The organism is Burkholderia singularis, from assembly GCF_900176645.1.
Taxonomy (GTDB): Bacteria; Pseudomonadota; Gammaproteobacteria; order Burkholderiales; family Burkholderiaceae; genus Burkholderia; species Burkholderia singularis.
The window spans coordinates 12,571-26,188 of sequence record NZ_FXAN01000004.1; the positions used below are offsets into that span (position 1 = coordinate 12,571).

The 13,618-nt window shown below is 66.5% G+C and carries 13 protein-coding genes; 5 read left to right on the forward strand and 8 right to left on the reverse strand.

The window, feature by feature from the left end; translation table 11 throughout:
• The first annotated feature begins 69 nt into the window (after positions 1–69).
• The 3 genes from BSIN_RS00155 to BSIN_RS00165 all read left to right on the forward strand — a co-directional run bounded on the left by BSIN_RS00155 (position 70) and on the right by BSIN_RS00165 (position 4,176).
• Positions 70–1,266, forward strand: a complete 1,197-nt coding sequence (locus tag BSIN_RS00155) for a mechanosensitive ion channel family protein (RefSeq protein WP_089339198.1) — start codon at positions 70–72, stop codon at positions 1,264–1,266.
• A 174-nt stretch (positions 1,267–1,440) separates the two neighbouring features.
• On the forward strand, positions 1,441–2,616 hold the full coding sequence (locus BSIN_RS00160; RefSeq protein ID WP_089339134.1) for an AAA family ATPase: 1,176 nt from the start codon (positions 1,441–1,443) through the stop codon (positions 2,614–2,616).
• Positions 2,617–3,111: 495 nt separating this feature from the next.
• Positions 3,112–4,176: a glycosyltransferase family 4 protein gene (locus BSIN_RS00165; RefSeq protein ID WP_089339135.1), complete on the forward strand. Its 1,065-nt coding sequence runs from the start codon at positions 3,112–3,114 to the stop codon at positions 4,174–4,176.
• Between the two features lie 124 nt (positions 4,177–4,300).
• Here BSIN_RS00165 and BSIN_RS00170 read toward each other — a convergent pair whose 3' ends face one another.
• From BSIN_RS00170 to BSIN_RS00180, 3 genes are all read right to left on the reverse strand, one after another.
• Complete coding sequence (locus tag BSIN_RS00170; RefSeq protein ID WP_059572689.1) at positions 4,301–4,888, reverse strand: BPSL1445 family SYLF domain-containing lipoprotein; 588 nt, start codon at positions 4,886–4,888, stop codon at positions 4,301–4,303.
• 176 nt (positions 4,889–5,064) lie between these two features.
• Entirely contained in the window at positions 5,065–5,508 is a 444-nt protein-coding gene (locus BSIN_RS00175; RefSeq protein WP_173678591.1) for a hypothetical protein, read from the reverse strand.
• Between the two features lie 211 nt (positions 5,509–5,719).
• Positions 5,720–6,007, reverse strand: a complete 288-nt coding sequence (locus BSIN_RS00180) for a PsiF family protein (RefSeq protein ID WP_059518286.1) — start codon at positions 6,005–6,007, stop codon at positions 5,720–5,722.
• Positions 6,008–6,251: 244 nt separating this feature from the next.
• Between BSIN_RS00180 and BSIN_RS00185 the strand changes: the two genes are divergently transcribed.
• Entirely contained in the window at positions 6,252–7,292 is a 1,041-nt protein-coding gene (locus BSIN_RS00185) for an asparaginase (RefSeq protein WP_089339136.1), read from the forward strand.
• Between the two features lie 162 nt (positions 7,293–7,454).
• Here BSIN_RS00185 and lysM read toward each other — a convergent pair whose 3' ends face one another.
• The 4 genes from lysM to gcl form a co-directional block, all read right to left on the reverse strand.
• Entirely contained in the window at positions 7,455–7,925 is a 471-nt protein-coding gene (gene lysM, locus BSIN_RS00190; RefSeq protein ID WP_059518211.1) for a peptidoglycan-binding protein LysM, read from the reverse strand.
• Between the two features lie 575 nt (positions 7,926–8,500).
• A complete protein-coding gene (locus tag BSIN_RS00200; RefSeq protein ID WP_069234281.1) occupies positions 8,501–9,406 on the reverse strand; it encodes a 2-hydroxy-3-oxopropionate reductase in 906 nt (301 codons plus the stop codon).
• Positions 9,407–9,449: 43 nt separating this feature from the next.
• Positions 9,450–10,259 carry a hydroxypyruvate isomerase gene (gene hyi, locus BSIN_RS00205; protein WP_089339137.1) on the reverse strand — a complete coding sequence of 270 codons (810 nt, stop codon included), beginning with the start codon at positions 10,257–10,259 and terminating at the stop codon, positions 9,450–9,452.
• A gap of 87 nt (positions 10,260–10,346) precedes the next feature.
• On the reverse strand, positions 10,347–12,122 hold the full coding sequence (gcl, locus tag BSIN_RS00210; protein ID WP_089339138.1) for a glyoxylate carboligase: 1,776 nt from the start codon (positions 12,120–12,122) through the stop codon (positions 10,347–10,349).
• Between the two features lie 156 nt (positions 12,123–12,278).
• Between gcl and BSIN_RS00215 the strand changes: the two genes are divergently transcribed.
• Positions 12,279–13,190: a substrate binding domain-containing protein gene (locus tag BSIN_RS00215; RefSeq protein WP_059518203.1), complete on the forward strand. Its 912-nt coding sequence runs from the start codon at positions 12,279–12,281 to the stop codon at positions 13,188–13,190.
• A gap of 13 nt (positions 13,191–13,203) precedes the next feature.
• Here the strand turns inward: BSIN_RS00215 and BSIN_RS00220 are convergent, their stop codons facing one another.
• The gene (locus BSIN_RS00220) at positions 13,204–13,608 is read right to left on the reverse strand and encodes a cupredoxin domain-containing protein (protein ID WP_089339139.1); all 405 of its coding nucleotides are present in this window, start codon (positions 13,606–13,608) and stop codon (positions 13,204–13,206) included.
• Between the last annotated feature and the right edge of the window lie 10 nt (positions 13,609–13,618).

Genomic DNA, 13,618 nt, shown 5'->3' on the forward strand with positions numbered 1-13,618 from the left:
GATTGCCGCGCTCACGCGTTCGTGCGTGTGCGGCCTCCGTGCGTTGCGCTCGACGGAGTCACGGCGCGCATGATGACGATCGACGATCTGTGGCGCATCGCCGATGCGCCGCTGCACACCTGGCTGGGCACGCTCGTCGTGTCGGCGCTCGTGCTGCTCGCGGTGGCGCTCGTCCATCGGATCGGCGCGCGCGTCGTTGCGCGGATCGCGCGGCCGTATCCATTCATGGGCGTGATCGTGCCATACCTCGATCGGCCGTCGCTCGCCGTGCTGCTGTTTCTCGCGCTCGAATTCCTGTGGCTGCAAACCGCCGATGCGCTGCCGCTCGCGGGCGCATTGCGCACGATCGCGGCGGTCGGCGTGATCATCGCGATCACGTGGCTGCTGATGCGGCTTGCCGCGGCGGTAGGCGAGGCGATCGTGCGCGCGCACCCGATCGACGCACCCGACAACTTGCAGGCGCGCCGCATCCATACGCAGACGCGCGTGCTCGCGCGCACCGTGATGGTGATGATCGTCGTGATCGGCACCGGCGCCGCGCTGATGACGTTTCCGAATGTGCGGCAGGTCGGCGCGAGCCTGCTCGCGTCGGCGGGCGTCGCGGGGCTCGTTGCCGGGATTGCCGCGCGGCCGGTGCTCGGCAATATGATCGCCGGCTTGCAGATCGCGCTGTCGCAGCCGATCAGGCTCGACGATGTCGTCGTGATTCAGGGCGAGTGGGGGCGCATCGAGGAAATCACCGGCACTTACGTATCGGTGCGTCTGTGGGATCAGCGCCGGCTCGTCGTGCCGTTGCAATGGTTCATCGAGAATCCCTTCCAGAACTGGACGCGCAGCAGCGCCGAGATCATCGGCACGGTATTCCTGTATGTCGACTACCGGCTGCCGCTGGAGCCGCTGCGCGAGGCGTTCGCGCGGATCGTCGCCGATGCGCCCGAGTGGGACGGCCGCGTTCACGTGTTGCAGGTGACCGATGCGACCGAGCGGTCGATGCAGTTGCGCGCGCTCGTCAGCGCGCGCGATTCGTCGCTCGCGTGGGATTTGCGCTGCCGTGTGCGCGAGGGGCTCATCGCATTTATTCAGCAGCATTATCCGGAATGTCTGCCGCGCGATCGCGCGGAATGGTCGACGCCGTCCGATTCTGCGGCACGCGCGCCTCGAGCGCCCGCCATGGCGGGCACGACGGAGCCCGCCGCGAGCACCGCGGCGTTCACGGCGGCCGATCCGACCGCGCCCGAGGCGGGCGGCGCGCGTGCGCCGCATTGAGCCGCGGCGGGGGATGTCGGACGCACTTTGCGTGCCGGGTTTGCTGAAACCGCCGAAACCGCGGCACGAAACCCGCACCGCTTCGCGCGGTCACTCCCGAGCCGGCCGCCGTGCCGGCGTCGCTATCCGCTCGGCCCGCCCGTAACCTGATCCGATCCGTCGATTCTTTATCCTATGCCGTCTCTCACCGCTGTTGCCATTGCCGGCTACCGATCGCTGCGTGACCTCGTCGTGCCGCTCGGTGCGCTCAACGTGATCACCGGGCCGAACGGCAGCGGCAAATCGAGCGTTTATCGATCGCTGCGTCTGCTCGCGGATACGGCCCAAGGGCGCGTGATTCCGTCGCTCGCACGCGAAGGCGGCTTGCCGTCGACGCTTTGGGCCGGCCCCGAGCGTTTCTCACGCGCCATGCTGTCGGGCGACATGCCAGTGACGGGCACCGTTCGCAATCAACCGGTCAGTTTGAAACTCGGCTTTGGGTGCGATGATTTCGGCTACGCGATCGATCTCGGCCTGCCGATTCCGAGCAGCTCGGAATTCGGGCTCGATCCGATCATCAAGCGTGAATGCATCTGGAGCGGGCCGGTGCCGCGGCCGTCGACACTGCTGGTCGACCGGCACGGCGCGCAGTTGCGTACCCGCGACGCAACGGGCGCATGGCAGAGCGTGCCGCAGCCGGTCGCGAGCTTCGACAGCATGATGACCGAGTTCGCCGATCCGCGCGGCGCGCCGGAGATGATCGCGTTGCGCGAACGGATTCGTTCATGGCGCTTCTACGATCACTTGCGTACCGACGCCCTCGCGCCCGCACGGCTGCCGCAGGTGGGTACGCATACGCCGGTGCTGGCCGACGACGGCGCCGATCTGGCCGCCGCGTTGCAGACGATCCGCGAGATCGGCGATCGTGCGGCGCTGGAAGCGGCGATCGATGACGCGTTTCCGGGCGCGCGGATCGATATCGACAATCCGGGCAAGCAGGGCCGCTTCGAGACGCTGATGCATCAGCCGGGCCTGCTGCGGCCGCTGCGCGCGGCCGAGCTATCGGATGGCACGCTGCGCTATCTGCTGCTCGTCGCGGCGTTGCTGACGCCGCGCCCGCCCGCGTTGCTCGTGTTGAACGAGCCGGAGACAAGCCTTCATCCCGATCTGCTGCCGGCGCTCGGCCGCCTGATCGCGCAGGCCGCCGAGCGCTCGCAGGTGATCGTGGTGTCGCATGCGGCGCGTCTTGTCGCGTCGCTCGAGCGCGAGCCGGGCAGCCGCTCGATCGTGCTCGAGAAGGTGCTCGGCGCAACGCGGATCGCCGACGCGGACGCGCTTGAGCCGCCGCCATGGAAATGGCCGGCGCGCTGAACGGTGCCGACAACGCGTGCGGTGATGCGGGTGCGGCGCGCGGAGGCTGCGGATTGAGGCGGCAAATGGCGGGCAGCAGGCGCAGCCGGCCGCCGAATACGGTCGCCCGGATACTCAGGCGAACGCACTGCGCGAGCCGGGCATCGAATGACCCGAGCGCGATCAACTTCGAGCGGACGGGCAAACGCGACGTTCACCTGCGCCGCCCCGCGCGCCACGCTCGAACGGAACGCCCGAACGCCCCCGCCATCATGGGCCCGTCAACGCCGCAACTGTCTGCCGATGCTGCAAGGCAATAACCCAACGAAACTTTTTGCGCGGCTGGACAACGGCCTGCGCGGCTGCAAACATGCGGGTTTTCCGAATGTATCCGTTCTGTAACAAGACCGAAAAAATGCAATCGGCCACGCAGGGCCACGTGCCGGTGGCGATAATGATGACTTATCGCGATGGCGTTCGACGCTGGCGCGCCGGCCGTCATGGGAGGCAGTACCGATGAGAATTGCGCAGATCGCCCCGTTGACCGAGTCCGTGCCGCCGAAGTTGTACGGCGGCACCGAGCGCGTCGTGTCGTACATCACCGAAGCGCTCGTCGATCTGGGGCACGACGTCACGCTGTTCGCCAGCGGCGATTCAGTCACGCGCGCGAAGCTCGACGCAGTGTGGCCGCGCGCGTTGCGGCTCGACACGTCGATCCGGGACCGGATCGCGCCGCACATGCTGCTGATGGAGACCGTCGCGCGTCGCGCGCAGGAATTCGACGTGCTCCATTTCCACATGGACTACTATTCGTTTTCGGTCTTTAATCGTCAGCAGACGCCGTTCGTGACGACTTTGCATGGTCGTCTCGACCTGCCGGAACAGCAGCCAGTGTTCGACACGTTCGACACGGCGCCCGTCATTTCGATTTCGAATGCGCAACGCCAGCCGATGCCCCAGGCGAAATGGCTGACGACCGTCTATCACGGCTTGCCGGAGCAGCTTTATACGCCGCAGCCCGTCGAGCAGGCGTATCTTGCCTTCCTCGGCCGGATTTCGCCGGAAAAGCGCGTTGATACGGCGATCCGGATCGCGCAGCGCTGCGGGATGCGGATCCGGATCGCAGCGAAGATCGATTCCGCCGACGAGGCGTACTTCGAGCGCGAGATCAAGCCGCTTTTCGCGCTGCCGCACGTCGAATTCATCGGCGAGATCGCCGATCATGAAAAGGCCGCGTTTCTTTCCGGCGCGCACGCATTGCTGTTCCCGATCGACTGGCCCGAGCCGTTCGGCCTCGTGATGATCGAAGCGATGGCGTGCGGCACGCCCGTCATCGCATTCAATCGCGGTGCGGTGCCTGAAGTGATCGACGACGGCGTGTCCGGTTTTATCGTCGAAGACGAGATCGGCGCGGTCGCGGCGGTGAACCGTCTGCCGGGGCTGTCGCGTGCACGCGTGCGGCAGCGCTTCGAGCAGCGCTTCACGGCCAGGGGAATGGCGCAGCAATACGTCGACGTCTATCAATCGCTGATTCGCGCGCAAAAGCGCTCGCGCTTCAAGGTGATCGATTCGGCATCATGAGCGGCGAGGGCGGCGTCGGCTACGCCGCGCGCGGGTGTGCCGCATAAAAAAACGGCGATGCGCGTTCGCGCATCGCCGTTTTTGCATCTGCCGCTCGCCATGCGAGCGGCAAGCGATGCATGGGTCAGATCTTCAGCTTCGTGACCTTGGTGCCGCTGATCGACACGTCGCCCATCAGGCCAGCGTTCGTCAGCACAATCACTTCGACGGGCGCGGTGGCCGTCGTCGTGTCGATGGCGCCGTTCGCGCCCATCTTCACGAGCGCGACCGACGCATCGGCGCCGGCGGCCCAGCCGTCCGAGCTGCGGAATTTGTCGAGCGCGTCCTGCGTCATGAAGAGGAACACGATCGCCTTCGACTGCGCACCCGCCTGCAAACCGACCGAGATCGACGACGTGTTGTAGTAGCCGACCGTCGCGCCGCCGACGCGCAGCGCGCCATTGCCGCTCTGGCCGCCGATGATGAGGCCTGCTTGGATCACGTCCGGGAACACGAGCACGCCGCGCGATTTCGCGACCAGCTCGCGCGAGCCCTTCACCGTCGAATACAGGCGCGACAGCGTCGCGTCAACGCTCGCATCGATTGCTTGACGCTTCGACGCGTTGGTCGTGGCATTGTCGGGCTTGTTCGGCGTGGTCGTGCAGCCGGTGAGCGCGAGACTGCCGACGACGAGTGCGGCCGCAGCTTTCAACACGAGTTTGCGTTTTTGCATCGCTTTTTCTCCATCAATGTAGTTCAGCGTATTTCCCGAGAACGGGGCGTACCACGCCGAACTTTATAACACAGAGGGCCGTATCGTTTGCCCGGCGTAAGGTGAAGCAACGTCAAATTGCCGGATTCCGGCGGCGCTCGCGACACGGGGGGCGGTTGCTGCGCAAGGCGCGGCGGTCAATGAGGGGAAACCGGCGGCTTGATCGGGGGGCGGCGCAACGCGCGGCGCACGAGGGCGATCAGCACGCCGCACGCGAACAGGAAGGCGGCGGGCACGATCCAGTATCCGACGAAGGCGTGCCACAGGTAGCTGGCGAGCGTGCGGCGGCGCAGCGCGAATTCGTTGCGCGCCTCCTGCTGGCGATGCGCGTTGGCGGCCAGCACGTCGGCCGGGCAGCCGGCGGCGCGCGCTTCGTCCGGCTCGCCGTGGCAAACGGCGGCGGCACCTGCCGCGCGCTGCGCGCCGGTAAGCTCCCAGGTGGTCAGCGCGAGCTTCAGATCCGCGTAGTTATAGGCCATTTCCTCGCGGATTTCCCGCACAGCGACGATCGCGACGGGCACTGCCCAGAACACGATGACGATCACCCAGCGGCGGAACCAGCGATTTTGTCTCCATGCCATCCGTGCCTCCGTTTGGCGCGCGCGATGCGCGCCTGCCATGAGGGCGGCCCGATGGCGCTTCTTGTATGGGGTGACGAGGGCCGCGCTGCAGCCATCATAGAAGAAAACGGCGGAAGATGCGGCACAATGCCGCGGCGCGGACGTGCGCCGGAAAAGAAAATGCCGCGCCCGCCGAAACGGTGCGCGGCATCGTGCCGATCGGCAGGCAGCCTCAGGCGGCCGGCTGGCTCGACAGGCAGCTCTTCATGAAGGTCTTGCGCTCGTCGCCCTTCTTGTCGCCGGCTTGCATGTTGCACGCCTTCATCTTTTCCTGCTGCGACAGCTTCTTCGGCTTCGCAGACAAGCATCCCTTCATGAATGCCTTGCGCTCGTCGCCCGTCTTGCCGGCAGCCTGCGCGTTGCATGCTTTCATTTTGTCTTGTTGGCTGTTTGCGGCGAAAGCAGGCGTTGCCAGCACGCCGCCGACGAGCAGCGCGGCCATCAGCGATCGGATCTTCATTGGACACTCCCGTTGGGTGAATTGCATTTTGTTCGTCAAGCCGCGAATCGCGCGGCAGCGCGCATCGCGCTTTGCATTATGGCAAATCATCGATGAAACAACAAAATGACCCGGGAAAACGCCGATTGATGCGCGGCGCCGCACCGCCCGCCGCGCATGGGCCGCGCGGCGGGCGGCCGGCCGGCACCGGTTTCGCGGCGGCGGGGATATCGCCGCGTGCCCCGCAGCCGGTACAATCGCGGCCATGAATGCACTGACCTCCCGTACTCCTGACATTTCGAATCCGGCGCCACGCGCGCTGCCGCGCATCGCCGTGCTTGCCACCGGCGGCACGATCGCGGGCGCTGCCCCCGACGCCACGCAGACGGCCGGCTATCAGGCCGGCGCGCTCGGTGTCGACCGGCTGCTCGACGCCGTGCCGGCGCTTGCCCAGATCGCGGCGATCCGGGCCGAGCAGTTGGCGAGCATCGACAGCAAGGATCTGTCGCATGCGCTGTGGACGACGCTCGCCGAGCGGATCAACGCGCTGCTCGCCGATGATGACGTCGATGGCGTCGTCGTCACGCACGGCACCGATACGCTCGAGGAAACCGCGTACCTGCTGCAATTGACCATCAAGCACGCGAAGCCCGTCGTGCTCACGGCGGCGATGCGGCCTGCGACCGCGCTGTCGTCGGACGGCCCGCTGAACCTGCTGAACGCGGTGACCGTCGCGGGCAGCGGCGCGGCGCGCGGGCAGGGCGTGCTCGTCGTGTTCAACAACCGGATTCACAGCGCGCGCGACGTCGCGAAGACAAGCACCTATGCGCTCGACGCATTCCATTCGCCGGAACTCGGCGCGCTCGGCTGGGTGCAGGACGGACGCATCGAGTTCGCGCGCCGCGCGACACGGCCGCATACGCTCGATTCGCGCTTCTCGATCGGCGCGGCGTGGCCGCAGGTGGAGATCGTCGCGAGCTATGCGGGTGTCTCGCGCGTGGCCGTCGATGCATGCATGGCCGCGGGCGTGCGCGGGCTCGTGGTCGCAGGCACGGGCAACGGCTCGATTCATGCGACGTTGCAGGCGGCGCTCGCCGATGCGGCGGCCAACGGCGTCGCGGTGGTGCGGGCGTCGCGCGTCGGTTCGGGGCACGTGATGCGCAACGGCGCGGCGAACGACGACGCGCTCGGCTTCGTCAGCGCAGGCTCGCTCAATCCTTACAAGGCGCGCGTGTTGCTGATGCTCGCGCTCGCGGCGGGCGTGACGGACGCGCGCGCGTTGCAGCAAGTGTTCGATACGTATTGATTCAGCCGCGCGATCGCGCGTTGCGCGGCTGTGCGCCGCTCGTGACGGGCTGGCGGCCTGCCGACGGTGTGCTATCCGCGTTTGCTGCCTGCGATCGATCGATATAAAAAAAGCGGACCGTCAGGTCCGCTTTTCGCATCATGCCGGTAACGTCCGCCTCGATCAGGATTGCGGCGGAATCACCAGCTTCTGGCCCGGATAGATCTTGTCCGGGCTCGACAGCATCGGGCGGTTGGCCTGGAAGATCACGTCGTTCTTCGCGCCGTTGCCGTAGTACTTCTCGGCGATCTTCCACAGGTTGTCGCCGGACACGACGTCGTGGTACTGCACTTGCGGATCGTCCGGCTGCAGGTTGTCGTCGTTGACGCCGGCGACGCCTTGCACGTTGCCCGCGGCCACCTTGACCTTGGCCTTCGTGTCGAGGTCGCCGGCGTTGCCCGACAGCGTAACGGTGCGCGATGCGCCGTCGAACTCGACCGTCAGGTTCGACGTGTCGAGACCTTGCGCGGAGATGTAGTTCTTGATTGCGTCAGCGGCCGTCTGGTTTGCCGCTGCCGGATCGGTTGCGGCTTGCTCATCGCTCTTGCCGAGCAGCTTTTCGCCTGCCTCTTTGATGAACGAAAGAAGACCCATCGCAACACTCCTTCAGGTGATTGACAAAAGATGCGCCATCAGGCCGGGATACGTGGCGCGAAAAGCGTCGCGCTGGCGTGCCCGGCTCTCGGAAGGCGTCGCGAAAGTGTAGGCGTTCGCGCTGTAAATTGCATGAAAAATCGCGCGGGCGAACGTCAAGAAATGTAATAGGCAAGGTCATGGAAAAGAGCGGGTGCGCGCCATCCGACAGACGGACACCCGACGACGACGTCTGACCGACCAAGGCTTGCCCGTCGCCGCCGGGTGCCGCTGCACGGACCCGCATGCCGCTTCGCGCGGGAAGCGGCGCCGGTGGCGCCGCCGTCATGGCTGGCGGCGCGCACCTTCGATCGAAAGCGCTGAAGTGCCGCTTTCGTTGCAACTCGCGCCGGTTCATTCCGGCGACTTGTTTGTGTGATAAATGCGGATGCCGCAATGGCACCGGCGCTGCCCCTGCCCGAATGGGCGCCGTATCACGCAGCCCGGAGCTCGTGAATTGCGGCGCGCATTACGCCGCCTGCGCCTCCGCCATAGCCAGCACGAGCCCCCTTTGCCGGCCACGATTACCCATTGCATCACGCGGCCTTCACCTCGGCGCGCGGCTCGGCGATCTCGTGGTTCGACATGATTTCGAGCGCGCGCACGATCGCCGAGTGATCCCACCCGCCGCCGCCGTGCGCGGCGCACACGTTGAACAACTGCTGCGCGCTTGCGGTGTGCGGCAGCGCGATGCCGAGCCGCCGTGCGCCGTCGAGCGCGAGGTTCAGATCCTTGCGATGCAGATCGATCCGGAAGCCCGGCTCGAACGTGCGCTTCGTCATCCGCTCGCCGTGCAGCTCGAGAATGCGCGATGACGCGAAGCCGCCCATCAGCGCGCGGCGCACGCGCTCGGGATCGGCGCCCGAGCGCGCGGCGAACAACAGCGCCTCGGCCACTGCCTCGAGGTTCAGCGCGACGATGATCTGGTTCGCGACCTTGCAGGTCTGGCCCGCGCCGTTGTCGCCGACGAGCGAGATGTTCTTGCCCATCTGCTCGAACAGCGGCTTCGCATGCTCGAACGCCCGCTGGGGGCCGCCGACCATGATCGTCAGCGTCGCGTCGCGCGCGCCCACTTCACCGCCGGACACGGGCGCGTCGAGATAGTCGCAATCGAGCGCGTTGATCCGCTTCGCAAACTCGCGCGTGTCGAGCGGGGAGATCGAACTCATGTCGATCACGAGCTTGCCGGCCGTGAGGCCGTGAGCGACGCCGTCGTCGGCGAACAGCACGTTGTGTACGTCGGGCGTGTCGGGGACCATCACGATCACGATGTCCGACGCTTGGGCGACGGCGGTCGAATGCGCGACGACCTGCGCGCGTGCGCGCAGGTCGTCCGGCACGGGGTGCGCGCCATTGACGACGAGCTGGTGGCCGCCATTGAGCAAGTTGCGCGCCATGTGCGCGCCCATGATGCCGAGGCCGATGAAGCCGATCGTTGCCATTGCGTTGTCTCCTGAAAGAGGGGGCGTAGAGGGGCAGGCGTGGTCACCCGATGCGGTGCGCGCGGTCCGCGCTGGCGCGGCGGGCCTCGTCGAGCCAGCCGAGGCCGCCGGTCGTCGTCGTGCGCGGCTTGTATTCGCAGCCGATATAGCCGTCGTAGTCAAGCTCGTCGAGCAGCGCGAACAGATACGGGTAATGGATTTCTCCGGTGCCGGGCTCGTGGCGGCCCGGATTGTCCGCAAGCTGGATATGCGCGATCGAGCCGATGTGCCGGCGAAGCGTCGCCGCCAGTTCGCCCTCCATCCGCTGCATGTGGTAGATGTCGTATTGCAGGAACAGATTGTCGGTGCCGACCGCGCGGATCACGTCGAGCGCGTCGGCCGAGCGTTGCAGCGCGAAGCCGGGGAGGTCGTACCCGTTGCACGGCTCGACGAGCAGGCGCAGGCCGGCCTTTTTCAGTTCGGCGGCGGCAAAGCGCAGGTTTTCGACGATTGTCGCCAGTGTCGTGTCACGGCGCTGATCCGCCGGCGCGATGCCGACGAGGCAATTGAGCTGCGGCACGTTCAACGTGCGCGCGTAGTCGATCGCACGGCCCACGCCGTCCTGGAATTCGCCGACGCGATCGGGCAGGCAGGCGATTCCGCGCTCGCCGCGTTCCCAGTCGCCCGCGGGCAGATTGTGCAGCACGAGCTTCAGGCGGTGCGCGTCGAGCTGCTCGGCGAGCGCTTCGGGCGCATACGGGTACGGGAACAGGAATTCGACGGCGTCGAAGCCTGCATCGGCGGCGGCCTTGAAGCGCTCGAGAAACGGCACTTCGTTGAACAGCATGGTCAGGTTGGCGGCAAATTTCGGCATGACGGGGTTTTTGCGGGTCGGTCAGAAAAAATCGCTCGACACTGAGCGGTCGAAATTTCCAGGCAATGCGGCACGCCCGGCGCGCGCTCAGTCGAGCAGCGAGATTGCGGTGGGTGCGTGCTCGGGCTTGTCGGCGAGATCCTCGAACTCGTTGATCGCGTCGATCTCGGCGCCCATCGAGATGTTGGTCACCCGCTCGAGCATCACCTCGACGACGACGGGCACGCTGAATTGCGCCGCCATTTGTTGCGCGCGCTCGAGCGCGGGCGCGATCTCGTCGGGCTTGAACACGCGCAGCGCCTTGCAGCCGAGTCCCTCGACAACGGCGACGTGATCGACGCCATAGCCGTTCAGCCCGGGCGCGTTGACGTTGTCGAACGCGAGCTGCACGCAGTAGTCCATGTCGAACGCGCGCTGCGCCTGGCGGATCAGGCCGAGATACGAGTTGTTGACGACGACGTGCACGTAAGGCAGCTTGAATTGCGCGCCGACCGCGAGCTCCTCGATCATGAACTGGAAATCGTAGTCGCCCGACAGCGCGACGATCGGCCGGCTCGGATCGGCCGCGCGCACGCCGAGCGCGGCGGGTATCGTCCAGCCGAGCGGGCCCGCCTGGCCGCAGTTGATCCAGTTGCGCGCCTTGTACACATGCAGGAACTGCGCGCCCGCGATCTGCGACAGCCCGATCGTGCTGACGTAGCACGTGTCGCGGCCGAACACCTTGTTCATCTCTTCGTACACGCGCTGCGGCTTGATCGGCACGTCGTCGAAATGGGTTTTGCGCTGCAGCGTGCGCTTGCGGGCCTGGCAGTCGGCCACCCATGCGCTGCGGTCCTTGAGCCGGCCCGCAGCCTGCCATTCGCGCGCGATTTCGACGAACAGCGCGAGCGCGGCCTTCGCGTCCGACACAATGCCGAGATCGGGGCCGAACACGCGGCCGATCTGCGTCGGCTCGATATCGACGTGGACGAACTTGCGGCCTTTCGTATAGACGTCGATGCTGCCCGTATGACGGTTCGCCCAGCGGTTGCCGATGCCGAGCACGAAATCCGACGCGAGCAGCGTGGCGTTGCCGTAGCGATGCGCGGTTTGCAGGCCGACCATGCCCGCCATCAGCGGATGGTCGTCGGCAATCGCGCCCCACGACATCAGCGTCGGGATCACCGGCACCCCGACGGTTTGCGCGAACTCGACGAGCAGCGCGTCGGCCGCCGCGTTGATCACGCCGCCGCCCGAGACGATCAGCGGCCGCTCGGCGTCGTTGAGCATCGCGAGCGCGGCCTCGATCTGCGCGCGGCTCGCCTGCGGCCGGTAGACGGGCAGCGGTTCGTAGGTCGAGATGTCGAATTCGATCTCGGCCAATTGCACGTCGATCGGCAGGTCGATCAGCACCGGCCCGGGCCGGCCCGAGCGCATCAGATGAAACGCCTGCTGGAACACACGTGGCACCAGCGCCGGTTCGCGCACCGTGACCGCCCATTTCGTCACGGGCTTGGCGATCGCCTCGATGTCGACCGCCTGGAAATCCTCCTTATGAAGCCGCGCACGCGGCGCCTGGCCGGTGATCGCGAGAATCGGGATCGAATCCGCCGATGCCGAATAAAGGCCGGTGATCATGTCGGTGCCGGCGGGGCCGGACGTGCCGATGCACACGCCGATATTGCCGGGCGCGGCCCGCGTGTAGCCCTCGGCCATGTGCGAGGCGCCCTCGACGTGCCGCGCGAGCACGTGGCCGATCGCGCCCGAGCGGCGCAGCGCCGAGTAAAGCGGGTTGATCGCCGCGCCCGGCACGCCGAACGCGGTTTGGATGCCTTCCTTCTCGAGCACGAGCACGGCGGCGTCGACGGCTCTCATCCTGGCCATGGTGTCTCCTTGATTTCGCTACGGATCGCGAGGGTTGGACATACTTTAGGGATACGTAAAAGCTTTGATAAGATCCGCTCCAGTCGCTTATTTCGAAACTAAAAGTATCGAATGCTCGGCTGTGCCGGATGGGCAAAAGAGCATGGGAGACAGCGGATGGACCGGTTCAAGCAAATCGAAACCTTCGTGCGGGTCGCGGATGCGGGCAGCCTCGCGGCGGCGGCGCTCGAGGAAGGGGTGTCGCCCGTCGTGCTCGGCAGGCGGATCGACGCGCTGGAAAAGCGCATCGGCGTGAAGCTGATGTACCGGTCGACGCGAAGGCTGGTCGTCAGCGAGGACGGCGCGGCGTTTCTCGAGCGCTGCCGGGGCTTGCTTGCCGACTGGGCGCATGCGGAAAACGAACTCGCAGCCGGCCGGCGCGCGGTAAGCGGGCATTTGATCGTGTCCGCGCCGGCCGCGTTCGGCCGCAAGCATGTCGCGCCGCTCGCGCCGGCGTTCATGGCCGACAAGCCCGATTTGCAAATGTCGTTCAACCTGACCGACCGCGTCGTCGATCTGGTGCGCGAGGGCTACGATCTGTCAATCAGGATCGGCGGGGCGGTTGATCCGAATTTCGTCGCGGTGAAGCTGGCGTCGAACCGGCGCGTCGTTTGCGGCACGCCCGGGTACTTCCGCCGGCACGGCCGCCCGAAGTCGCTCGACGATCTCGCGCATCACAACTGCCTCGCGTTCAATTTGCAGGGCGGGCAGAACCGCGGCTGGTATTTTCGCCGCAACGGCAAGCTCGTGACGATGCGCGTATCGGGCACGCTCGACTGCAACGACGGCGAACTGCTGCATCGTTGGGTATCCGAAGGGCTGGGGCTGGGCTGGCGCTCGACTTGGGAGATCGCGCAGCAGCTCGCGCGCGGCGAACTCGAGACCGTGCTCGACGAATATGCGCTGCCCGATTACGACATCCTCGCCGTCTATCCGCAACAGCGCTACGTGCCGGCGAGAGTGCGCTATTTCATTGACTATCTGCGCGACGTCTATGCGCGGCCGGGCTATTGGGAAGGTGCTGGTTGACGCGCGCCGCCGGTCATCCGACGACGATCACGCCGTTCATCGTCTCATGCCCGGCGCCACAGAAAATGTCGCACAGAAAATCGATCGTGCCACGCTCGCCCGCTTGCGCGGCAAGCCGCACGACGGCGCCCGGCGGCACATCGGCGCGCACGCCAAGCTGCGGAATCGAAAAACCCATCACGGTGTCCTCGGCCGTCAGCTCGAACACTACCGCTTCGTGCGGCGCGAGCGCGATGCGGTTCGGCGTGAAAACGAAGCGGCGCGCATGAACCTTGATGACGCGCGGCGCGCCGGCCGCGCGCACGGTTAGAGCGGCGAGCGCGCAGATTGCCGCGCCGGTTGCGGCGAGCCAACGGCGGCGCGCCGGCTGCGCGGGCGATGGGCGTGCGATGAGAGCGGGCATGTCGGTGTCGGGCATGGCGGTTGAC

What these genes read in the sequence shown, in the direction of transcription:
- BSIN_RS00160 (WP_089339134.1), top strand. Translation starts at nt 1,441, where the DNA reads ATGCCGTCTCTCACCGCTGTTGCCATTGCCGGCTACCGATCGCTGCGT.
- BSIN_RS00170 (WP_059572689.1), bottom strand. Translation starts at nt 4,888, where the DNA reads ATGCAAAAACGCAAACTCGTGTTGAAAGCTGCGGCCGCACTCGTCGTC.
- BSIN_RS00180 (WP_059518286.1), bottom strand. Translation starts at nt 6,007, where the DNA reads ATGAAGATCCGATCGCTGATGGCCGCGCTGCTCGTCGGCGGCGTGCTG.
- BSIN_RS00215 (WP_059518203.1), top strand. Translation starts at nt 12,279, where the DNA reads ATGGACCGGTTCAAGCAAATCGAAACCTTCGTGCGGGTCGCGGATGCG.
- hyi (WP_089339137.1), bottom strand. Translation starts at nt 10,259, where the DNA reads ATGCCGAAATTTGCCGCCAACCTGACCATGCTGTTCAACGAAGTGCCG.
- BSIN_RS00155 (WP_089339198.1), top strand. Translation starts at nt 70, where the DNA reads ATGATGACGATCGACGATCTGTGGCGCATCGCCGATGCGCCGCTGCAC.
- BSIN_RS00165 (WP_089339135.1), top strand. Translation starts at nt 3,112, where the DNA reads ATGAGAATTGCGCAGATCGCCCCGTTGACCGAGTCCGTGCCGCCGAAG.
- BSIN_RS00185 (WP_089339136.1), top strand. Translation starts at nt 6,252, where the DNA reads ATGAATGCACTGACCTCCCGTACTCCTGACATTTCGAATCCGGCGCCA.
- BSIN_RS00220 (WP_089339139.1), bottom strand. Translation starts at nt 13,608, where the DNA reads ATGCCCGACACCGACATGCCCGCTCTCATCGCACGCCCATCGCCCGCG.
- BSIN_RS00175 (WP_173678591.1), bottom strand. Translation starts at nt 5,508, where the DNA reads ATGGCATGGAGACAAAATCGCTGGTTCCGCCGCTGGGTGATCGTCATC.
- gcl (WP_089339138.1), bottom strand. Translation starts at nt 12,122, where the DNA reads ATGGCCAGGATGAGAGCCGTCGACGCCGCCGTGCTCGTGCTCGAGAAG.
- BSIN_RS00200 (WP_069234281.1), bottom strand. Translation starts at nt 9,406, where the DNA reads ATGGCAACGATCGGCTTCATCGGCCTCGGCATCATGGGCGCGCACATG.
- lysM (WP_059518211.1), bottom strand. Translation starts at nt 7,925, where the DNA reads ATGGGTCTTCTTTCGTTCATCAAAGAGGCAGGCGAAAAGCTGCTCGGC.